At 65.1% G+C, this 21,161-nt stretch carries 22 protein-coding genes; 5 read left to right on the top strand and 17 right to left on the bottom strand.

Features of this window, described 5'->3' with window-relative positions; all coding sequences use genetic code 11:
* Positions 1 to 300: 300 nt before the first annotated feature.
* Positions 301 to 2,118, bottom strand: a complete 1,818-nt coding sequence (locus KUV49_RS10340) for an ABCB family ABC transporter ATP-binding protein/permease (protein WP_222449880.1) — start codon at positions 2,116 to 2,118, stop codon at positions 301 to 303.
* 167 nt (positions 2,119 to 2,285) lie between these two features.
* Between KUV49_RS10340 and KUV49_RS10335 the strand changes: the two genes are divergently transcribed.
* A complete protein-coding gene (locus tag KUV49_RS10335) occupies positions 2,286 to 2,411 on the top strand; it encodes an entericidin A/B family lipoprotein (RefSeq protein WP_152492059.1) in 126 nt (41 codons plus the stop codon).
* A 112-nt stretch (positions 2,412 to 2,523) separates the two neighbouring features.
* On the opposite strand, the gene KUV49_RS10330 is transcribed toward KUV49_RS10335, so the two are convergent.
* Positions 2,524 to 4,374: a LysM peptidoglycan-binding domain-containing protein gene (locus KUV49_RS10330; RefSeq protein ID WP_261391155.1), complete on the bottom strand. Its 1,851-nt coding sequence runs from the start codon at positions 4,372 to 4,374 to the stop codon at positions 2,524 to 2,526.
* A gap of 102 nt (positions 4,375 to 4,476) precedes the next feature.
* On the opposite strand from KUV49_RS10330, the gene KUV49_RS10325 reads away from it, so the two are divergent.
* Complete coding sequence (locus KUV49_RS10325; protein WP_222449879.1) at positions 4,477 to 5,028, top strand: TIGR00730 family Rossman fold protein; 552 nt, start codon at positions 4,477 to 4,479, stop codon at positions 5,026 to 5,028.
* On the opposite strand, the gene rarD is transcribed toward KUV49_RS10325, so the two are convergent.
* From rarD to KUV49_RS10280, 9 genes are all read right to left on the bottom strand, one after another.
* Positions 4,989 to 5,885: an EamA family transporter RarD gene (rarD, locus tag KUV49_RS10320; RefSeq protein WP_222449878.1), complete on the bottom strand. Its 897-nt coding sequence runs from the start codon at positions 5,883 to 5,885 to the stop codon at positions 4,989 to 4,991. The two genes, KUV49_RS10325 and rarD, sit on opposite strands and share 40 nt — an antisense overlap.
* Positions 5,886 to 5,963: 78 nt before the next feature.
* Positions 5,964 to 6,563, bottom strand: a complete 600-nt coding sequence (locus KUV49_RS10315; RefSeq protein ID WP_222449877.1) for a superoxide dismutase — start codon at positions 6,561 to 6,563, stop codon at positions 5,964 to 5,966.
* Positions 6,564 to 6,950: 387 nt separating this feature from the next.
* Positions 6,951 to 7,520 carry a sarcosine oxidase subunit gamma gene (locus tag KUV49_RS10310; RefSeq protein ID WP_222449876.1) on the bottom strand — a complete coding sequence of 190 codons (570 nt, stop codon included), beginning with the start codon at positions 7,518 to 7,520 and terminating at the stop codon, positions 6,951 to 6,953.
* On the bottom strand, positions 7,513 to 10,539 hold the full coding sequence (locus KUV49_RS10305) for a sarcosine oxidase subunit alpha family protein (RefSeq protein WP_222449875.1): 3,027 nt from the start codon (positions 10,537 to 10,539) through the stop codon (positions 7,513 to 7,515). Before KUV49_RS10305 ends, KUV49_RS10310 begins: the two co-directional genes overlap by 8 nt.
* Positions 10,536 to 10,865 carry a sarcosine oxidase subunit delta gene (locus KUV49_RS10300; RefSeq protein ID WP_222449874.1) on the bottom strand — a complete coding sequence of 110 codons (330 nt, stop codon included), beginning with the start codon at positions 10,863 to 10,865 and terminating at the stop codon, positions 10,536 to 10,538. The genes KUV49_RS10305 and KUV49_RS10300 overlap by 4 nt, the downstream gene beginning before the upstream one ends.
* Entirely contained in the window at positions 10,859 to 11,347 is a 489-nt protein-coding gene (locus KUV49_RS10295) for a hypothetical protein (protein WP_222449873.1), read from the bottom strand. The genes KUV49_RS10300 and KUV49_RS10295 overlap by 7 nt, the downstream gene beginning before the upstream one ends.
* Before the next feature lie 86 nt (positions 11,348 to 11,433).
* Positions 11,434 to 11,667, bottom strand: coding sequence for a hypothetical protein (locus KUV49_RS10290; protein WP_222449872.1), 234 nt, complete (start codon positions 11,665 to 11,667; stop codon positions 11,434 to 11,436).
* Between the two features lie 219 nt (positions 11,668 to 11,886).
* Positions 11,887 to 12,234 (bottom strand): hypothetical protein, encoded by a 348-nt coding sequence (locus KUV49_RS10285; RefSeq protein ID WP_222449871.1) that lies wholly within the window; start codon positions 12,232 to 12,234, stop codon positions 11,887 to 11,889.
* Between the two features lie 64 nt (positions 12,235 to 12,298).
* Complete coding sequence (locus KUV49_RS10280; protein ID WP_222450963.1) at positions 12,299 to 13,543, bottom strand: sarcosine oxidase subunit beta family protein; 1,245 nt, start codon at positions 13,541 to 13,543, stop codon at positions 12,299 to 12,301.
* A 237-nt stretch (positions 13,544 to 13,780) separates the two neighbouring features.
* Between KUV49_RS10280 and ccmI the strand changes: the two genes are divergently transcribed.
* The 3 genes from ccmI to KUV49_RS10265 are packed head-to-tail and all read left to right on the top strand — an operon-like array spanning position 13,781 to position 15,725.
* On the top strand, positions 13,781 to 15,019 hold the full coding sequence (ccmI, locus tag KUV49_RS10275) for a c-type cytochrome biogenesis protein CcmI (protein ID WP_222449870.1): 1,239 nt from the start codon (positions 13,781 to 13,783) through the stop codon (positions 15,017 to 15,019).
* Positions 15,016 to 15,492: a Holliday junction resolvase RuvX gene (ruvX, locus tag KUV49_RS10270; protein ID WP_222449869.1), complete on the top strand. Its 477-nt coding sequence runs from the start codon at positions 15,016 to 15,018 to the stop codon at positions 15,490 to 15,492. The genes ccmI and ruvX overlap by 4 nt, the downstream gene beginning before the upstream one ends.
* Entirely contained in the window at positions 15,489 to 15,725 is a 237-nt protein-coding gene (locus KUV49_RS10265; protein WP_222449868.1) for a DUF1289 domain-containing protein, read from the top strand. The genes ruvX and KUV49_RS10265 overlap by 4 nt, the downstream gene beginning before the upstream one ends.
* A 273-nt stretch (positions 15,726 to 15,998) precedes the next feature.
* On the opposite strand, the gene KUV49_RS10260 is transcribed toward KUV49_RS10265, so the two are convergent.
* The 6 genes from KUV49_RS10260 to KUV49_RS10235 all read right to left on the bottom strand — a co-directional run bounded on the left by KUV49_RS10260 (position 15,999) and on the right by KUV49_RS10235 (position 21,160).
* A complete protein-coding gene (locus KUV49_RS10260) occupies positions 15,999 to 16,781 on the bottom strand; it encodes a hypothetical protein (protein ID WP_222449867.1) in 783 nt (260 codons plus the stop codon).
* A complete protein-coding gene (gene dusA / locus KUV49_RS10255) occupies positions 16,778 to 17,788 on the bottom strand; it encodes a tRNA dihydrouridine(20/20a) synthase DusA (protein WP_222449866.1) in 1,011 nt (336 codons plus the stop codon). The genes KUV49_RS10260 and dusA overlap by 4 nt, the downstream gene beginning before the upstream one ends.
* 147 nt (positions 17,789 to 17,935) lie before the next feature.
* Positions 17,936 to 18,532: an ANTAR domain-containing response regulator gene (locus KUV49_RS10250; RefSeq protein WP_222449865.1), complete on the bottom strand. Its 597-nt coding sequence runs from the start codon at positions 18,530 to 18,532 to the stop codon at positions 17,936 to 17,938.
* Positions 18,529 to 19,665: a transporter substrate-binding domain-containing protein gene (locus KUV49_RS10245; protein WP_222449864.1), complete on the bottom strand. Its 1,137-nt coding sequence runs from the start codon at positions 19,663 to 19,665 to the stop codon at positions 18,529 to 18,531. The genes KUV49_RS10250 and KUV49_RS10245 overlap by 4 nt, the downstream gene beginning before the upstream one ends.
* A 6-nt stretch (positions 19,666 to 19,671) precedes the next feature.
* Positions 19,672 to 21,021, bottom strand: a complete 1,350-nt coding sequence (locus KUV49_RS10240; RefSeq protein ID WP_222449863.1) for an amidase — start codon at positions 21,019 to 21,021, stop codon at positions 19,672 to 19,674.
* The gene (locus tag KUV49_RS10235; protein ID WP_222449862.1) at positions 21,005 to 21,160 is read right to left on the bottom strand and encodes a hypothetical protein; all 156 of its coding nucleotides are present in this window, start codon (positions 21,158 to 21,160) and stop codon (positions 21,005 to 21,007) included. The genes KUV49_RS10240 and KUV49_RS10235 overlap by 17 nt, the downstream gene beginning before the upstream one ends.
* Between the last annotated feature and the right edge of the window lies 1 nt (position 21,161).

Genomic DNA, 21,161 nt, shown 5'->3' with positions numbered 1-21,161 from the left:
TCTTGCTTTGCGCGTCTTCAGCGTCGGCCGCTCGCACCAAAACCAGAAAGAACTCTTGAAAAACGGGCCGGGAAGCACCGCTTTAACGCAGGTCGCCCACCCACTTCCACAAGGAAATAGACGCCTGACGCGACGTATCCAGAAAAGAAATCAAGGCCGCGCATCCCGGGCAAAACCGTCCCCCGGAACACAAGCCGAACAGGGCGCCGTCCACGGGTCCCTCCCGTCCATCAGGCTGCGTCCGACCCGCCCCGCAAGGCCCAGCCAACGACGGCGCCGGCCCGCGCGCCACAAGCCGCCTCAGGCCGCGCGCTCGCGTTCGCTGGCCTGCCGCGCCCAGAGCCCCGCATAGCGCCCCTCCCGCGCCAGCAGCTCGCCATGGGTGCCTTCCTCCACGATCCGCCCTTCTTCCAGCACCACGATCCGGTCCGCATCCGCCACCGTCGACAAGCGGTGCGCGATGGTGATCACCGTGCGCCCCTCGCCCGCCCGGCGCAGCGCGTCCTGGATCTCGCGCTCGGTCTCGGTGTCCAGGGCACTCGTCGCCTCGTCCAAGAGCAGGATCGGCGGATCCTTCAGCAGGGTGCGCGCGATCCCCACCCGCTGCTTCTCGCCGCCCGACAGCTTCAGGCCCCGCTCTCCCACCTGCGTCTCGTACCCCTTGGGCAGGCGCTCGATGAACTCGTGGATCTGCGCCGCCTTCGCCGCCGCCTCGATCTCGTCCTGCGTCGCCCCGTCGCGGCCATAGGCGATGTTGTAGCCGATCGTGTCGTTGAACAGCACCGTGTCCTGCGGCACCACGCCGATGGCGGCGTGCAGGCTTTCCTGCGTCACGCCGCGCACGTCCTGCCCGTCGATCTCCAGCGCGCCGCCGCTCACGTCGTAGAACCGGAACAGCAGCCGTCCGATGGTGGACTTGCCCGACCCCGACGGGCCGACCAGCGCCACGGTCTCGCCCGCCGCAACGCTCAGCGACACATCGTGCAGGATCGGTCTTTCCGGGTCATACCCGAAGGAAACGTCGCGAAACCGCACCGACCCACCTTCGATTTTCAAACCTTTTGCATCCGGATCGTCTGTCACATCCGGCGTTTGCTCTAACAAATCGAACATTTGCGCCATGTCGACCAGGCTCTGCCGGATCTCGCGGTAAACCGTGCCCAGAAAATTCAGCGGCATGGTGATCTGGATCATGTAGGCATTGACCATCACGAAATCGCCCACCGTCAACGCGCCGCTCTGCACGCCCATCGCCGCCATCACCATCACCGCCACCAGCCCGCCGGTGATCAGGAAACTCTGTCCGACATTCAGGAAAGCCAGCGAATAGGACGTCTGCAAGGCCGCGCTCTCGTAGCCTTCCATTGCCCGGTCATACCGCGCCGCCTCGCGGCCCTCGGCACCGAAATACTTCACCGTCTCGAAATTCAGCAGGCTGTCGATGGCCTTCTGGTTGGCATCAGTGTCCTGCTCGTTCATCCGCCGGCGCAGCTTGACCCGCCATTCCGTCACCTTGAAGGTAAAGACGGCGTAGGTCGCGATCACGCCCATCACCACCGCCAGATAAGAGAAATCGAACAGCGTCCACAGCACCACGCCGATCATCAGCAGTTCCAGGATCAGCGGCCCGACCGAGAACACCAGGAAGCGCAGCAGGAACTCCACGCTTTTCACGCCGCGCTCTATGATCCGGCTCAGCCCCCCGGTCTTGCGCGTCATGTGAAAGCGCATCGACATCTGGTGGATATGCTGGAACGTCTCCAGCGCCAGCCGCCGCAGACCGCGCTGCGCCACGGGTGCGAATATCGCGTCGCGCAGCTGCTGGAAGCCCACGTTCATCAGCCGCGCCATGCCATAGGCCACGGTCAGCCCGATGGCCCCCGCGCCCAGCATCCACGCCGCCTCCTGGCCCTCTCCGGCCAGCGAATCCACCGCCGCCTTGTAAAAGAACGGCGTGCCCACCGCCACGACCTTGGCCAGCACCAGCGCCATGAGCGCCAGCACGACCCTGCGCTTGGCCCAGGTCTGCCCCTCGGGCCACAGGTACGGCGCCACGCGCCGGATCACCTGCAGCGCGTTGTCCGGCATTTCCGTTGCTGTCGTGGGTCTGCGCCGCATCTGGTCTCCTTGGTCCCTCCGCTGACATAGGCCAAGCCCGCGCCCAAGGCCAGACGCGCCGCCGCACCGTTATGTCGCAGTTTCTGCAATCGCGGTGGAACCAAACCCGCCCCACCGCGTTTCACCGCCAACGGCAGGCAACGTGCCCGGATAAATGGAGAGAAATCATGCGTTTCATCGCAGCACTCACCGCCCTCTTCGCCCTCGCCGCGTGCGAGACGACCGAAGGGTTCGGGCGCGACCTGTCCAATCTCGGTGACAACATCGAGGAAGAGGCTGAAGAAAACGATTGAGCCCTCTTTTACGCGGCGTCGTGGCCCCCGATCCAAACTTCGTCACGATGTCCGTAAGGAAAGTTGCAAGGCCCCGGCGCGCACACCGCGTCGGGGTTTTCCTTTTGCGGGCCTATTCCACCGCCACATGGTCGGGAATGGTAAAGACCTGGCCCGGATAGATCAGGTCCGGGTCGCGGATCCGGTCGCGATTGGCCTCGAAGATCCGCACATATTCTATCCCCTCGCCGTAATTGCGCCGTGAAATCCCCCACAGCGTGTATCCCGGCTGCACCGTCACCGCCTGCACCAGCTTGCCCGCCTGCGTGGCGTCCGCCAACAGCGCCTCGTCCTCGCGCTTGAACGGGGTCTCGACCCGGCTGGTGACATTACCGTCGGCATCCACCTCGTCGATCCGCAGGGTATAGACGCCGGTATCCACCTCCGGCAGGTCCGATTGCCAGCTGCCATCGGTGGCAATGCGCGAGGTCGTGACCGGCGTGTTGTCCAGGTAGACCCGCACGAACCCGTCGCTGGCGCCTCGCCCCGACAGTTCCACCGCGCCGGTGTCGGAATAGCTGATCGCATCCAGCGCCACCACCGCCATCACGTCGGGGCTGGCATCGCCCGGCGCGGGCTGGATCACCCGCACCCCATCCGCGTCCGACATCAGCACCGCGGCCCCCGGCGCAGGATCGGGCTGATCGGTCGTGTCATCGCCCGTCCCGCCGCCCACACCCCCGGGCGTCGCGCTGTCGGCACTCTGGCCACCGCTCGCGGTGTCCGTCCCCTGCCCCGTAGCCGCCTCGCCTGTCGCCCGGGCGGTCTCGGCGTCGTCGCCTCCCCCCCCCGTGGCGGCCTGTTCTGAGTCGGTCCGGGCTGACGCGCCCTCATCGCGTCCGGTCCCCGCGGCGGAAGGCCCGGTGTCGTCCTCATGCGCAACGCGGTCGTCCCCTGCATCCCGCGCGGTGGCCTGCCGCGTGCCTGCCTCATCCGCTCCGGCGCCCTCGCCAGCGGCCCCGACACTCTCGGAGCCTCCGTCAGACTCGCCGCCGTCGACCTGCTCGGGCGCGGCCGTCCGCGCCACGTCCGAGCCTTCGGCCCCGCTCTCCGGCACGCCCTGCTGATCCTCCTGCGCCGGCTCCGCCGTATCCGACAGCACGGCCGTCTCGACCCCGCCCTCAGCCTCCTCCGCCGCGCGCTCCGTGCCTGCCCCCTCGGGCGCAACCGCCTCGACCGCCTCCGCCGCCTGCGTCACGGACCGATCGCCAGCGCCCGCGTGCCGCTCCGCGTCGTCAGGCGTCCCGCTCTCCGCTTCACTCGTCCCGGTGGTCTCCAGCGCCGCAACCGTATCGCCCGGCGCGGCCTCTGCCACGTCCGCCTCGGCCACCTCCGGCGAGGCCGGCCCCCGCAGCGGCGCAATGATGATTTCCCCTTGGCTTTCAATATCCTCCCCGGTCTCGGGCGAAGTCATGCTCAGCGACAGAACCCGCGGCTCTTCGCTCGGGTCGACGGTCACGAATTCCACGAACTGGCCATCGCCCTCGGGCACGAAACTGCGCAGCACGTCGCGGTCCAGCCGGATCGCGGTTTCCCAGCCCGGCTCGGCCCGCCCGGCCACCAGCATCCGGCCATCGGGATCCAGCCGAAAGGTGCTGACCCTGGGCGGTGCCGGCGTCCCGGGCGCGGTGTCGGCAGTGTCGGCGGTCTCGGCATCCGGCGTCTCCGCCGCATCGGTTTCGGCCGTGTCGGTCGCCGCCTCGCTCCCGGCCTCGGGGGCCTGGTCCGTCCCGGTTTCGCCCGCTCCTGCCCCGGCCTCGGCCCCGGCAGCGCTCTCTCGGGAAGCGCCGGTCTCCGGTGTCGGCGCGTCCATCTCCCGGTCGAACACCCCCCCGGCGAAAAGGCCGATCACCACAGCCAGCGTCCCGACCGCCGCCGCGATCGCGGTGCCGTATCCTCCGGTCAGGCCAGACAGTTTGCTCATGGTTTTCGTCCCCCGGGCCGCAGGACAGCTCTGCGGTTGCAGGAGTTTAGCAACACCGGCTAGAACGGTCAAAAGAAGCCCCGTCAGCCATTGGTGATTTTCATGCCCAAGCGTTCCGTCTGTGTCTTTTGTGGCTCACGCAAGGGGCGCAACCCGGCCTACGAGGCCGCGGCGACGGCGCTTGGCACGGCCCTCGCGGAGCACGACATGCGGCTTGTCTACGGCGCCGGCGACGTGGGCCTCATGGGCGCCGTCGCGCGCGCGGCCCAGGCGGCGGGGGGCGAGACCTTCGGCGTCATCCCCGATCACCTGGTGAAATGGGAGGTCGGCAAGACCGACCTCACCCGCTACATCGTCACCGAGACCATGCACGAGCGCAAGAAAGTCATGTTCATGAACTGCGATGCGGTGGTGGTCCTGCCGGGCGGCGCGGGGTCCCTCGACGAGTATTTCGAGGTCCTGACCTGGCGCCAGATCGGCCTGCACGAAAAGCCGGTTTTCCTTCTTGATACCGAAGGTTACTGGACAAAGCTCATCCAGCTGATCGACCATGTCATCGATGAAGGCTTCGCCGACGCCTCCCTGCGCGACTACACCCAGGTCATCGATACCGTTCAGGACCTGATGGACGGCCTCGGCGCGACGGCCCGGTAACGCCAGCGCGCCACGCTGTAGAGCGCCAGCGCGCCCCAGATCATGGCAAAGGCGATCATGTGCCAGCCCGTGAAGGGCTCGGCAAAGATCACCACCGCCACGGCGAATTGCAGGCTGGGGTTGAGGTACGAGAGCACGCCCACGCTCGCCAGGTCGATCCGCCGCGCGCCATAGCTGAACAGGATCAGCGGCGTCGCCGTCATCGGCCCCGCCAGCATCAGGGTCAGCGCCAGCGGCCAGGACCCGCCCATCACCGCCCCGCCCTGCGCCGCCTGCCACGCCAGCCAGGCCAGCGCCGGGCCGACCAGCAACAGCGACTCCGCCGTGACCGACACGACCGGCCCCATGTCCAGCCGCTTCTTCACCGCGCCGTAAGCCCCGAAACTCAGCGCGATCCCCAGTGCGATCCACGGCGCCACGCCCAGCCCCGCGGTCAGCACGATCACCGCCAGCGCCGCCAAGAGCACCGCCAGTGTCTCGCCCCGGCCCAGCCGTTCGCCAAAGAACATCAGCCCGAACAGCACCACGACCAGCGGGAAGATGTAATAGCCCAGCGACGCCTCCAGCGCCTGGTCCGACTTGATGGCCCAGACGAACAGCATCCAGTTGAACCCGATCAGCACCGACGCCGCCGCCAGAACCCGCAGCGTGCGTCCCGCGCGCAAGGCCCGGAACGGCACCGCCACCCGGCCCTGCACGCCCAGGATCAACAGGAAGAAAACCGCCCCCCAGATGGTGCGATGCGCCAGCACGTCCAGCACCGGCAACCCGGCCAGCAGCTTGTAGAACAGGCCCGAAAGCCCCCAGATGGAACAGGCCAGGATGATGGCGGCGACGCCCTTGGCGGTTTCGGTCATGCGGGATGGCTCCGACAAGAAAACCCCCGGCCAAACGGCCGGGGGCTGAAATCAGATTTCCTGGACTGTCGCCCGCAATTACATGCGGCTCGCGACGTTTTCCCAGTTCACGAGCTTATCCAGGAAGTTCGACAGGTAGTCGGGCCGCTTGTTGCGGAAGTCGATGTAGTAGGAATGCTCCCACACGTCACAGCCCAAAAGCGCCGTCTGGTTGAAGCACACCGGGTTCACGCCGTTCTCGGTCTTGGTGACCTTCAGGCTGCCATCGGTGTCCTTGACCAGCCACGCCCAGCCCGAGCCGAACTGACCGCCGCCGGCGGCCTTGAACTCGTCCTTGAACTTGTCGACCGAACCGAAGCTGTCGGTGATCGCCTTCTCCAGCTCGCCCGGCATCTTGCTGTCCTCGGGGGTCATCATCTCCCAGAACTGGTTGTGGTTCCACAGCTGGCTGATGTTGTTGAAGATGCCCGACTGGGCCACCGCGTTGGGATCGTAGGTGCCCTTGATGATCTCTTCCAGGGACTTGCCGTCCCACTCAGTCCCCTCGATCGCCTTGTTGCCATTGGTGACATAGGCGTTGTGGTGGATGTCGTGGTGATATTCCAGCGTCTCCTTCGACATGCCTTTGCCGGCAAGCGCGTCATGTGCGTAAGGAAGGTCGGGAAGTTCAAAAGCCATTTCGGGCCCCCTTTTCTTTGAGGTGATATTTCGCGACTACATGGTAGCGTTAGGGGATCAACGTCAAGGCTGTTGTTTTGTTCCTGCCCTGCGGGCGGGCTGTGCAGGGGTGCAGAACAAGGCTCAACCGCGCGGAATCAAAGCGCGGCTCTGCCGCGCTGCCGCGCGATCGCCAGACCGCCCCATCGGGCTGGCGATTGGTTAACGTAAGCTCCTCGAACTGAGGGAATGCGGACACCGCAACCATAAAGAGTATTGAATTCGCCTCGGGTCGCCACCCCGCGGTCTGGCCATCGCGCGGCCCACGCCGTCCACGGCCCGCCCCGAACCCTCGTAGGGTGGGTTTTCAACCCACCCTTGTCCAACCCACCTATGGTACGCGAACCCTTACGCGAAAAGCCCCGTCTCGCCGCCCGGCTCCGCCGCATCCTTCAACAGGTTGAACGCGTATTCCGCCACCGAGCGGAAGCACACCACCCGGATCGTCTCGGCATCCACCATCCAGAACGCCGCCGCGATCTGCGCCATGCGCGTCCGCCGGATCTGCCCCGGCTCGAACGCGCCCGGGGCCATGTCCACCGGGCACAGCTTGGCGATGATCTCGCGCGCCGCCCCGCCCTGCACCTGGAACACCGCCCGCGCGTCCGACACGTTGACGGCCAGGAAATGCTCGCCTGACAACGCCTTCTCGACCGCCGCCAGCGCATCCGCAACGCCCTCGTACGGCAACATCAGCAACAGCTCGTCCGGCGACATCCACGCCGCCCCCTTGTCGCCCGCGACCGCGATCTCGCGCTGACCGGGCAGGTCCACGCCACACGCGTCCTTCACGGCCTTCTTCATCTTGGCCGAGGACAGATCCCCGCGCAGCGTGATCATGCCCTGCAGACCCATCTCCCGGACCTCCACGTAGCCTTGGTAAACTGCGCCTTGCAACGCACTGACAGCCTTAGACATTCTGCTTCTCCCCTTCAGGGTCGTAAAAGACCGCGCTCACGATCCGGGTGGGCACCGTGGTGCCGTCCACCTTGGCGAACTCGATCACCTCGTCCATCCGGTCCGCGCCATGCCTGACCAGGCCCATGGCAATCCCGCGATCCAGCGTCGGCGAATAATAGGTCGAGGTCACCCGCCCCTGCACGTTGCGCTGCCCGTTGGCATTGTCGCCCTCGGCCACGCAATAGGCCCCGTCGGGCAGGACCGATCCGTCGACCGTCTGCAAGCCCACCAGCTGCCACCGCTCGGGGTCGGCCATATGGCTGCGCGCTTGAGCCCGCTTGCCGATATAGTCGTCCTTCTTCTTCGAGATGGCCCACTGCATCCCCAGGTCCTGCGGGATGACCGTGCCATCCGTCTCGTCCCCGATCATGATGAACCCCTTCTCGGCCCGCATCACGTGCAGCCCTTCGGTGCCGTAGGGCATCACGCCGAACTCCTTGCCGGCCTCCAGCAGTTGATCCCAGAACGCCCGGCCCTGGCTCGCCGGCACCGCGATCTCGTAGGACAATTCACCCGAGAACGAGATGCGGAACACCCGCGCCTTGACGTCGCCAAAGTCGATGTCCTGCCACGCCATGAACGGCAGCGCCTCGGCGCTCAGGTCCGCATCGGTCAGTTTCTCCAGCGTCTTGCGGGCTTTCGGCCCGACCACGCCGATCTGCGCGTATTGCTCGGTCACGTTGGCGACATAGACTTTCCAGTCCCACCACTCGGTCTGCAACCACTCTTCCATGTGGGCATGGATGCTGTCCGCGCCGCCCGTGGTGGTGTGGCACAGGAACGTGTCCTCATCCAGCCGCGCCACCACGCCGTCATCCATCAGGAACCCGTTCTCGTTGCACATCAACCCATAGCGGCACCGCCCCGGCTTCAGCGTGCTCATCATGTTGGTATAGAGCATGTCGAGGAACTTCCCCGCATCCGGCCCCTTCACGATCAGCTTGCCCAACGTCGACGCGTCCAGCAGCCCAAGGCTCCCCCGCGTCTGGTTGATCTCGCGCTTGACGGCGGCCGAAATCTCCTCGCCCGGGTTCTGCCGGAAGGTATAGGGACGCCGCCAATGGCCCACCGGCTCCCAGTAGGCGCCGTTCGCCTCGTGCCAGTCATGCATCGGCGTCTTGCGCAGCGGCTGAAAGATCTCGCCCCGCGCCTCGCCCGCGATCGACGCCATGGAAATCGGCGTATAGGGCGGGCGGAACGTGGTCGTCCCGGTCTGCGGAATGGGCTGGTTCAACGCGTCCGACAGGATCGCCAGCCCGTTGATGTTGCTCAGCTTGCCCTGGTCCGTCGCCATGCCCAGCGTGGTATAGCGCTTGGCGTGCTCCACGCTTTCATAGCCTTCGCGCGCCGCCAGCTGCACGTCGCTGACCTTCACGTCGTTCTGGTAATCCAGCCACGACTTCATCCGCAGCTTCACGTTGGCGCCCTGCGGCATCATCCAGATCGGCTGAATGACGTTGGTCTGCACGCCCTCCGCCGTCGGTTTCTCGGCCTTCTTCGGCGTCTTGCCCACGGCCTTGGCCGCCGCACGGCCGGCCTCCTCGGCATCGGCCAGGACAGCCCCCAGGTCCAGCTCGCCGCTAGCCGTGCCGGCGGTCGAGACATAGGCCTCACCCGCCGCCCCCGTAGGGGCCTTTTCCGGGTCGGGCCGGAACATCGCCTGCGTCTCGTCCCACAGCAGTTTGCCGCCGCAATGCGACCACAAATGCACCACCGGGGACCAGCCACCGGACATCGCCACCGCGTCGCAGGCGATCTCTTCCAGGGCCGAGCCTTCGCCGGCTTGTGCACAGATACCCACACCCGTCACGCGCTTGCCGCCCTTGACCTTCGCGATGCCCTTGCCGGTCTCCACGCGGATGCCCGCCGCCTTGGCCTTCTCGGCCAGCACGCCCGCGCCCGCCGCCCGCGCGTCAATGATTGCAGGCACGTCGAGCCCCGCCGCCTTCAGCGCCAGCGCGGTCAGATAGGCGTCGTCGTTGTTGGTCACCACGACCGTACGGTCCCCGACGGAAACCCCATAATTTACGACGTAATCGCGCACCGCAGAGGCCAGCATCACGCCCGGCACATCGTTCCCGGCAAAGCTCAGGGGCCGCTCGATCGCGCCTGTCGCGGTCACGATCTGGCCTGCACGAATCCGCCACAAACGGTGCCGCGGGCCCTTGGCTTTGGGCGTGTGATCGTTCACCCGCTCATAGCCAAGAAGGTAGCCGTGGTCGTAAACGCCGGCCCCCATCATACGCAGCCGCATGTCGACATTGGACATTTCGCCCAGCTCGGCGACCAGTTCATCCACGAACTTATCCACAGGCCCGTCATTGACAGTCGCGCTGTAAAGCGGCCCATCCACAGGCGTCCGTCCGCCCCAGGCGGCGGTCTGTTCCATCAACAGCACCTTCGCGCCCGCAGCCCCCGCCGCGCGGGCCGCCATCAGCCCCGCGACACCACCGCCGATCACCACCACGTCGTAGAACGCGTAAAGATGCTCGTACTTGTCGCCGTCCTTGTCCTTGGGCGCCTTGCCCAGCCCCGCCGACTGGCGGATGAACGGCTCGTAGACATGCTTCCACAAGGGGCGCGGATGGATGAACATCTTGTAATAGAACCCGGCGGGCAGAAACCGCGAGAACTTGGCGTTGATCGCGCCCACGTCGAACTCCAGGCTCGGCCAGTGGTTCTGGCTCGTCGCCTCCAGCCCGTCGAAAAGCTCGGTCGTCGTCACCCGCTGGTTCGGCTCGAACGTCTCGCCCCGGCCCATGTTGACCAGGCCGTTGGGCTCTTCCCCGCCCGACGCCACGATCCCGCGCGGGCGGTGATACTTGAACGACCGGCCCACCAGCATCTGGTCGTTGGCCAGCAGGGCCGACGCCAGCGTGTCGCCCTCGTAGCCCTTCAAGCGCTTGCCGTTGAAGGTGAATTCCATCGCGTGCGCCTTGTTAACAAGACGCCCGCCATTCGACAGACGCGTGCTCATGAAAACTCTCTCCAGCTCCAGCCCGGCACCTTCGCCGAGATCTTGTCCTTGATGTCCTTCGGCGGCTCGGTGGTCTGCGCCGAATAGGTCCCGTAGACCTCCAGCGTCACCGTGTTGCGCGCGGCGTGAAACCACTTGCCGCAGCCGTTGGTGTGCCGCCAGCGCTCCAGATGCACGCCCTTGGGGTTCTCGCGCTTGAACAGGTAGGCGTGGAAATCATCGTCACTCGAGTCCGGCCCGAAACGCTTCAGATGCGCCTCGCCGCCGCCCGCGAACTCGGTTTCCTCGCCCTTCACCCCGCAATAGGGACATTGCAATATCAACATGATTTGAATCCTTGTCCGTGTACGAAGCAATGGAACATATCTCCATATCCCCACTGCAAAGTTGCTACTGCCGCCAGAAAAAGTTCATTGGACAAGAATATCCAAACGATCCTGGCCTCGAAGTCCTTCATGATTTTTTGAATTTCTTCTTCAGTAAGAAGCCTGCGCTCATATGGCGTGCCATCCTCCGCCATATTATTCTTCCAGCCTTTTCCATCCGAGTACGTGATCTCATCGAGCTTTGCTTTGAATTGCTCCGCAAAAGCTCCGTGGCCCTCAAATGCTTTCTGCATTTCGCTCACTACAAGGCGTGTAGCACCGAACAAGACGAGAAGTACGGCAACCCAAAAACTACCAAGTCGTTGATAAGCGTCAGGTGACACCCAGACCAGCGTCACAGCTTGCACGATGCAAAAAATCAACAGGAATAATCTGACAAATCGAACTGCCCAGATTTCCATATGTAGCATCGGAGAAACCATCTTAGCACACCTGACGCACGACAAGGGCGGGCGCCGATTGGCACCCGCCCATAACGTTGCGATCACCTCCGCCGAAGCGGGGCGTGTTATTCTTCGACAGCAGCCGTGCCTGCCACGCCGTCCTCGGACGTGTCGGGCACGATGAAACCTTCCGGTACGTCGGACAGGTCCGGCGCGGTGCCGTTGCCCAGCGATCCGGCAAAGACCAGCGCCCCCAGGGCGACGACGACGACGAGGACCCAGAAGAGGCCCGCACTGCCCGCGTCATGGACAGGCATGCCGTAGCCACGCCTTTGCTGCCATTGTTCTTGGTCAGACATCTCTCGAACTCCTCATGGTGGAAGTTCGACAATGCGCCCCTCGAGGCACGCGCGGAAGCACCGGCAAAACCCCGCGCAGGGTTTGGGCCGGTTCCCGCAACTTCGGCGCGATTGCGTGGGCCGCTTTCCGCCACGTGTGCACGCGACGACACAGGGGCGTCACACGCCCCTGCGTTCCGCCATGTTGCAGGCGCGAGGCCGACTGCGGCCCCGTATGCGTTATTGCTGAGTTTCGCCTTCGACGTTGTCAGCCGCGTCCTCGACGTCCTGGGCAGCCCCTTCGACGTCCTCGGCAGCGCCCTCGACGGCGTCGGCCGTGTCTTCGGCAGCGTCGGCCACGTCATCGGCCGCGTCATCGGACGTCTCGACAGAGACATTGACGTCCGACGGATCCGAGCCGCCGATGATGTCATCGCCGCCGCCGCCGCTGTCACCGAACATGACCCAGGCGATGACGCCCACCGCGACGACCAGCCCGCCGATGATGAAAGCCATCGTTGCGCCGCCTCCGCCACCGCCGGAATGCTGGGGCGGCGGGGTGTGGTTATTGTTGTTGTAATCGGACATGTCGGTTCTCCGTTGCTTCTGGAATCCGACACCCCAACGCCCGATATGCCAAGGCGGTTCCCCATCAGTGCGCGACCCCCGCGGCGACGCTCTCGTCGATGAACCGGCCCTCGTAGAACCGCTCCAGCCCGAACTCGGCCGTCAGCGGCGAATAGCCCTTCGCCATCAGCTCGGCAAAGCCCCAGCCACTGCCCGGTATCGCCTTGAACCCGCCCGTGCCCCAGCCGCAGTTGATGAACACATTGTCGACCGGCGTCTTCGACAGGATGGGCGAGCGGTCGCCGGTCATGTCCACGATCCCGCCCCATTGCCGCAGCATCTTCAGCCGCGAAATCATCGGGAAGGTCTCGATCAGCGCGCGCACGGTCTCCTCGATATGATGGAAGCTGCCCCGCTGGGTATAGTTGTTGTAGCCGTCAGCCCCGCCGCCGATCACCATCTCGCCCTTGTCCGACTGGCTCATGTAGCCATGCACCGTGTTGGCCATCACCACCACGTCCATGCAGGGCTTGATCGGCTCGCTCACCAGCGCCTGCAGCGCCACGCTCTCGATCGGCAGGCGGAAGCCGGCCATGTCGGCCAGATGCCCCGAATGCCCCGCCACCACGATGCCCAGCTTGTCACAGGCGATATCGCCCCGGTTGGTGCTCACCCCCGTGACCTTGCCGCCCTCGCTGCGGATACCCGTCACTTCGCATTTCTGGATCACGTCCATGCCCATGGCCGAGCACGCCCGCGCATAGCCCCAGGCCACCGCGTCGTGCCGCGCCGTGCCGCCGCGCGCCTGCCACAGCCCGCCCAGCACCGGATAGCGCGGGCCATCGAGGTTGATGATCGGGCACAATTCCTTGACCCGGCTGGGGCTGATGAACTCGGTCTTCACGCCCTGCAACGCGTTGGCATGGGCCGTCCGCTCGTATCCGCGCACCTCGTGCTGGGTCTGCGCCAGCATGATCACGCCGCGCGGGCTGAACATGATGTTGTAGTTCAGGTCCTGGCTCAGCGTCTCGTAAAGGCTGCGCGATTTCTCGTACATCGCGGCCGAGGCATCCTGCAGGTAGTTCGACCGGATGATCGTCGTGTTCCGGCCCGTGTTGCCACCGCCCAGCCAGCCCTTTTCCAGGATCGCCACGTTCCGGATCCCGTGGTTCTTGCCCAGGTAATAGGCCGTCGCCAACCCGTGCCCGCCCGCGCCGATGATGATCGCGTCGTATTTCTTCTTGGGCTCCGGCGAGGCCCAGGCCCGCTCCCATCCCATGTGATATTTCAGCGCTTCTTTCGCGACGGCAAAGGCGGAATAACGTTTCATCAGGCGGGTCTCGCTCATGGCTTGCACAGTGTCGGGCCCGGGGGGATTCGCCCCCGGCCCTCGTCATTGCTCCCGTATGTATCAGACAGGGCGTATCGCCGACACCTCATGCGGCACGAATGGCGTGATTTGCGACACGCCGCCGACGATCCGCCCCTGCGACACCACGGGCGACCACTTGCCTCTTTCGGTTTGCCCGCCCAATCGTTAAATCAGCCCCGAAGACAAGGAGATCACATGACATTCTGGGTGCTCGCCATCGCCTTGGGCCTCGCCTGCGCCGCCATCCTCGGGCTGGTGCTGATCCGTGGCCGCGTCGGCGACGCGCCGCCTGCCGCCTACGACCTCCAAGTCTACCGCGACCAGCTACGGGAGGTCGACCGCGACCTCGCCCGCGGCGTCATCACCCCCGAGGACGCCGAGCGCACCCGCTCGGAAGTCTCCCGCCGCATCCTCGCCGCCGACGCCCAGCTTCAGGCCACGGGCGCCGCCGGCGCCCAGCCCGCGCTGGCGGGCAAGCTCTTCGCCGCCCTCGCTCTTCTCGGCCTCGTCGGCGGGGCCGGCTGGCTCTATTTGCAGATGGGCACGCCCGGCTACACCGACCTGCCCCGCACCGCCCGCCTGGCCGCCTCCGACGCGGCCCGCGCCAACCGCCTGCCCCAGGCCGAGGCCGAGGCGCGCTTCAACGCGTCCCAGCCCGTCACCCCGGACATGGGCGAGGCCGACCCGCGATATCTCGACCTGATGGACCGCCTGCGCGAGGCCGTCGAGAAACGCCCGGACGAACTCCAGGGCTACATCCTGCTCGCCCGGAACGAGGCCGCGCTCGGCAATCTCTCCGCCGCCGCCAAGGCCAAGACCCGCGTGATCGAGCTCAAGGGCAACGCCGCCACCGCCGCCGACTATGCCGAGCTTTCGGACATGATGGTCTCCGCCGCCGGCGGCTATGTCTCGGAGGAAGCTGCCGAGGCCATCCGCGCCGCCCTCGCCCGCGATCCCAAGGAGCCGCGCGCGCGCTACTATATGGGCCTTTACATGATCCAGGTCGACCGCCCCGACATCGCCTTCCGCACCTGGGACGGCCTCCTGCGCGAAAGCGCCCCCGACGCGCCCTGGACCGCCCTCATCCGCCCCCGGATCGAGGAACTGGCCTGGCGCGCCGGCGTCAACCGCTACGAGCCGCCCGCGCAAAACGCCGCCCCCGGCCCCTCGCAGGGCGACATCGACGCCGCCGGCGACATGAGCGCCGAGGACCGCGCCGCCATGATCCGCGGCATGGTCGACCGCCTCGCCTCCCGCATCGACGAGACCGGCGGCACGCCGGACGAATGGGTGCGCCTCTCCAATGCCTACGCCGTCCTGGGCGATTTCGACGCCGTGCGCGACCTCATCGCCCGCGCGCAGGACCGTTTCGACGATCCCACCGTGATCGACACCATCACCAACGCCGCCAAGCAGGCCGGTTTCTCCGAATGATCGTCGAGGATTTCGCCGAATTCGCCGCCGCCCTGCCCGGCTTCCGCGCGCTCCTGGGCCTCGATCTCGGGACCAAGACCATCGGCGTCGCGTCCTCCGACGCGCTCCTGTCCTCGGCCAACCCGGTCGAGACCGTCAAGCGCACCAAGTTCACCGCCGATGCCGACCGCCTGCTGGCCATCGCCGCCGACCGCACCGCCGCCGGAATCATCCTCGGCCTGCCCCGCAACATGGACGGCTCCGAGGGACCGCGCTGCCAATCCACCCGCGCGTTTGCCCGAAATTTGGCGGCGCGCACCGATCTGCCCATCGGCTTCTGGGACGAGCGCCTGTCCACCGTTGCGGCAGAAAGAGCACTGATCGAGGCCGATTTGACCCGAAAGCGTCGCGCAGAGGTGATCGACGCCGTCGCGGCGGCGTATATCCTGCAAGGAGCGCTGGACCGAATCCGCCACCTGAAAGCCGAGTCATGAACGACAGCCCCGTCTGGAAACGCGACGAAATCGAAAGCCCCTGCGTGCGCATCTGCGTCGTCCACCCCGAGGCGCGGATCTGCACGGGCTGCTATCGCACCATCGACGAGATCGGCCGCTGGTCCAGGATGACGCCCCAGGAACGCCGCGAGATCATGGCCGACCTGCCCGACCGCGCCGCCACCCTGACCAAGCGCCGCGGCGGCCGCGCCGCCCGGTTGAAGCGCGGCTGAAACCACCCGCACGGACGGTCTCCCTCGGCGCATCGAAAAATTGCAATTTTTCGGCCCGGAATTTTTGCAAAATTCCGCTCGCCAAAGCGTTACGACACCCGCGACCTGTCAGGATAACGCGCCGAGGATTGCGCCGGGACAAACACTGCGCGCGGTCCTTCCATCCCGGAAAACGGCGATACGCGCACTGTCGCAATACCACCTGGATACCGACGCGATACCGACGTGCCGATTTCGCCGTCCCGGCCCGAATTAACCTTTGAGTCGCGCCGCTTACGGCGCGGTCAGCCACTGATCCCCCAAGATCGTCCATTCGGGCCTGAAATAGACGATCATCCGCCCCTCTTCCGGCGCCTCCGCGCCATCCTCCCACGGCGCCACGCCATGCAAGGCCAGCCTGTGCACGACATAAGCCTCCCCCGGTTTCGCCGGCAGCAGAACCCTCTCGCAAGTGTCGAAAACCTCGCGACGCGCGGCCTTGTAGATATCCGTCAGGTCGACCCTGTCCCAGGCCTCGGGTGACACGCCTTGCAAGGCCTCGGCAAAGGCCGCGCGCATCACTTTATGGCTGCCTTCCCAAACACTTAACGGGCTGGCCCCGGCCCCGCACTCGGTCAGCGGAAGCCCCAGGATATAGGCATGCCGCTCCTTCAGGAACCGCCGCCTGTCCGGCCCTTCCAACAGCAACCCATCCACATGCGCCGCATCCCGCCGCAGCCTGTAACCAAAGGCCGCCTCGCCCTCGCCGTCCTTGGGCTTGGGATAGCCCGGATACATCACCGACACCTGCCCCCGGTGTAGCGGCATCGGGTCATAAAGGGCCGACACCGCCGCCCAGGCCTCCCCTGTCAGCGGTCCGGCGTCGCCCACCGCCCCGTCGGGCGCGTTGGGCAGGGTATCGACACCGACGAACCACGTGCCTTGGCAATACAACCAGCGCTGTTCCTCGGGTGCCTTAACCCTTTCTTTCGCAACGGAAAACGCCGCCTCGGCCCAGGCGGACACAGCCGGATCGAACGCGAACCGCGCCCAGCCTTTCTCCAGGAAATCCTTCACGCGGCAACCCCCGTCACCTGCGCCAGCGCCTCCTGCACCAGCGCCGTCCCGGCCCCCGGTTTCGTCGCGCCTTCCGACAACACCCGCCGCCACGCCCGCGCGCCCGGCTGACCGGCGAACAGGCCCAGCATATGCCGCGTCACCTGGTGCAGCTTACCGCCTGATATCAAATGATTTTCGATGTATGGCAGCATGGCCTTCACCGCGTCCTCGCCCGTCCCGTCCGGGCCGCTTTCACCGAAGACACGCCGATCCGCCGCCCCCAGGATCTCCGCCGGGCGGTGATACGCCGCCCGTCCCAGCATCACCCCATCGAACCCGGCCTCCACGTGACCCACCGCCTCGTCCAACGTCTCCACCCCGCCGTTGAGCGAGATGTGCAGGTCCGGAAACCGATCCTTCATCCGGGCAACCAAGGCATAGTCCAGGGGCGGAATATCCCTGTTTTCCTTGGGGCTCAGCCCTTGCAACCACGCCTTGCGCGCATGGATGGTGAACCGTCGGACGCCCACCGCGCTGACCCGCTCGAGGAAGTCCGGCAGCACCGTCTCGACATCCTGGTCATCCACCCCGATCCGGCATTTCACCGTCACCTCGGTGTCCACCGCCCCGATCATCGCCGCGCAGCATTCGGCCACGAGGTCCGGTTGTTTCATCAGCACCGCCCCGAAGGTCCCCGACTGCACCCGGTCGCTGGGACATCCGACGTTGAGGTTGATCTCGTCATACCCCGCTCCGGCCCCCAGCGCCGCCGCCTGCGCCAGTTCGCCGGGTTCCGATCCGCCCAGTTGCAGCGCGACCGGATGCTCTTCCGCGGCATGGTCCAGCAGGTGCAGCGCCCCCCCTCGCACCAATGCCGGCGCGGTCACCATCTCGGTGTAAAGCAAGGCGTTCCGCGACAGTTGCCGATGCAGGAACCGGCAATGACGATCGGTCCAGTCCATCATCGGCGCAACGGACAGGCGGGCTGCCGTTGATACATCTTGTCTGCTATATTTTTCAGCCACTTAAAAGCACCTATCGGTCGTCTCTTTTGCGCTCACCTTGGACCAGGCCCGCCTGTTTTGACACTAGATGCAACAGATCGAACGGGACATCCAGAAGATGCCGCTCTGAATTGACGCGCAAAACGCCGCCCCCAACCGCTCATGCGTCTAAACATCATCGGAAGCAATGACGGCATCTGCTATATCCGAGATTGTCACATTGTCCCGCATCGACTTTTCGCGCAGGCGTTTGTAGGAAATCTCTTCAGTGATATCATGGCGCTTCGAAAGGATGGCAACGGCCTTTTCGATACGCCTGCGGGCCTTCAGAGTATCGTCCAGGGATCGCACCCTTTGCTGAAGGCGGGCCTCGTGCTGCGACAGGCTAATGGCAGTGGTCAAAGCCGCCAGGACTCCGAAAATGCGGATCGGCTTCGACACAACGGCATGGACGTGAAGTCTTTCAAGCGCCGTGAGGATTTCAGGCGTCTCGTAGGAAATGATCGCAATCCGGGTAATCCCCGACCCCTCGGCCATCCATTGGACCGAGTTGTCGGCCTGGTTGCGCAGCAGAAGGAACAGGACCACATCGATCTCGGAGGGAAGAACGTCCGGCGATGTCGCGAGCTTTTCGGTCTGGCATCCGATCCTTCGAAGCTGCGCAAGCAGCGTGCGACGATCCTCGTCATCCGGGTGAATGACCAATACCCGTTTCCGGCGCAACCTCCGGAGGAGGTTCTGATCGTTGGTGCCGGATATGCTCATGGGCTCTCCAACTCGCCAATCGACCGATCGTAGGACACCAGATACGGGTCGGGCCGGACGCTTTGCGCGCTGCTCCACACGATATCGAATTCTCCGCTTCGGGTCGATCTGCCCACCTGCGGGCGCATCGTGAAGTGGTTCGTGTCCAGATCGACCGACAGATCGCCGCCGGGCGCCTTGAAGACAGCTCCGGAAAGAGCCGACATCAGGCTTTCAGTGTCGAACTGCCCGGCAACCCGCGCGGCGTCGGCGAAGAAGTGGACCAGGGCGTAGGTGGTCTCGGCATAGACGCTTGGGACCTGGTCGTTTCCGAACCGCTCCTGAAACCTGGCGACAAACCGGCTGTTGGCCGCGCGGTCGGTCGTGCTGAAATATGGCGACACCGTGATGTGTCCCGCGCGGGCCGCTTCGGGCATCTGTCGGAGTTCGGCTTCCGTGGTTGTCAGCGAGGCGATAGGCGCTTTTTTTTCCGGCCCATCCAGTTCCGCATAGGCGGAGTAAAGCGTGACGCTTTCTTCACCAACCACCGTCGACAGTATGACATCGGGTCGCGCCGCTGCGGTTTCGCGCAGCCTGGCCGCCGCCAGCTCCGCATCGGTCCCGAATGGAAGATAGATTTCGCTGACGATCTCCCCGTCGCTTTCGGCGACGAACTCTCCCACTATACGGTTGATTTCTCCGGCATAGAGGGTGTCCGTGCCAATAAGGGCGATGCGCTTTCCATGTTCGGCGTAGATGTGCTGCATCAGCGGAAGGATAAGCTGATTGGGCACGGCACCGCCATAGATCACGTTCGGCGAATACTCGAAACCTTCGTAGACCGATGGATAAAAGAGCAGGCCGTTGAAACGCTCGACAACGGGTAGAACCCTCTTCCGGCTGGCCGAGAGGCAGCAGCCGAAAATCACATGCGCGCCGTGATTCAGAAGCAGTTCGGTCGCAAGCTGCGCGTAGCGCTGATCATTGCCTTTCGGGTCCAGAATGATGGGGTCGATCTGACGGCCCGCGACCCCTCCGCCTTCATTGATTTCCTCGATGGCCAGTAGGGTTCCTTTCAGAAGGGCCTCTTCCGTAACCTTCATCGGTCCAGACTGAGAAAACAGGACGCCTACCTTGACCTTTTGTTCGCTCATCTTCTGTCACCTGACGTTGTCGAATTGATATGCAATCTCCAGAAGGCTCTCATCCTTTCCGGGTCGCCCCATAAGCATCATACTGATCGGAAGGCCATTTGTGGAGGTCTCAACCGGCAGGCTGATACAGGGCAAACCGGCAAGGTTTCCCGGCCAGCAGAACCAGGTCATGCTGTCCTGGGTCATCACATCGCGCCCGCCAAAGCTTTGCCTGTCTTGCCCATGCTTGGGTGCGGGCACGGGAAGGGTTGGCAGCGCGAGGGCATCCCATTCGCCCAGACCGTTCAGCAGCAACTCGATGAAGCAAGCGCGCAGTTTCTGGGCCTGCATGGCTTGCAATGCGGTGATCTGCCGCCCGGCTTCAAGATGCGCGCGCGTGACCGAGGTGAACGCGGCGGGCGCGTCCGCCAGAAGGGTTTCGTGATAGGACGACGCCTCCACATGCAGGATCGCCTCCCAGGCAGCGAAGAAGCTCCGCAGATGGGGGATGGTGGTGTCCTTCATGGACGCCCCCCCGCGATTCAGCGCCGTCCGCACCGCCAGATCGACCTCTTCGGAGCGTTCCAGTCCTTCCCCGACAAGATTCAGGATGATCGGCGAGTCAGGAGCGGACTGTTTCTCGAATGGTGTCGCCTGCGCGGTGGCCGTATCGTTCGGATCCGATCCCAGGAAAAACGGGAGCAGGAGCGCCAGGTCGTCGAGGCTCCGCGCAATGGGGCCTGGCGCATCCAGGGACCAACTGAGCGGCAACACGCCATGTCGTGACGCCCGGCCATACGTCGGCTTGAAACCATAGACGCCGCAGGCGGCGGAGGGAATGCGCACCGACCCGCCGGTGTCGCTTCCCAGGGCGGCACCGACAATTCCGGCAGCGACGGCTGCTGCCGATCCGCCGCTGCTGCCGCCTGTGATATGGTCGGTATTGTGCGGATTGCGTGTCGGTCCGATGCTGGAAGTCGTGTTTGTTGCCCCGAAAGCCCATTCGTGCATGTTCGTTTTGCCGAAGATGATGGCTCCTGCGGCACGCAGGTTGGCCACGACTGTCGCGTCGACGCCGATTGCAGCACGCGGCAGAGCCCTGGAACAGGCCGTGGTCGGGAAATCCCTCGTCAGGTAATTGTCCTTGATCGCGACAGGGACACCGTCGATTGGGCTCAGGGTCGTCCCGGCAGACCGGCGCGCATCCGATGCCCTGGCCTGATCCAGCACAACGTCAGAGTCCAGGGAAACGAAAGCGTTGAGGTCCGCCCTCTCCTCGGCCCGTCTCAAGGCCGTTCTGATCAGATCGCCGGATGTCGTCGATCCCTTTGCGAGCGCGTCCGCCTGGGAAGTAACGGTCTCAGGTTTTGGGGACATTGAAACTCTCCGGATGGAAAACGTGGGCAGGCTCAGCAGAGGGCGGTTGAGGCATCGCAGCCAATCCGCCGCGGATGCGCGCCAGGGTCGCCTTGATGCGTTTTTGCTGATCCTCGGTCAGGTGTTCAGGGTTGTTCATG

The sequence above is a fragment of the Roseovarius atlanticus genome (genome assembly GCF_019802205.1).
GTDB classification, from domain to species: domain Bacteria; phylum Pseudomonadota; class Alphaproteobacteria; order Rhodobacterales; family Rhodobacteraceae; genus Roseovarius; species Roseovarius atlanticus_A.
This window is presented reverse-complemented; position numbering and strand designations above follow the sequence as displayed.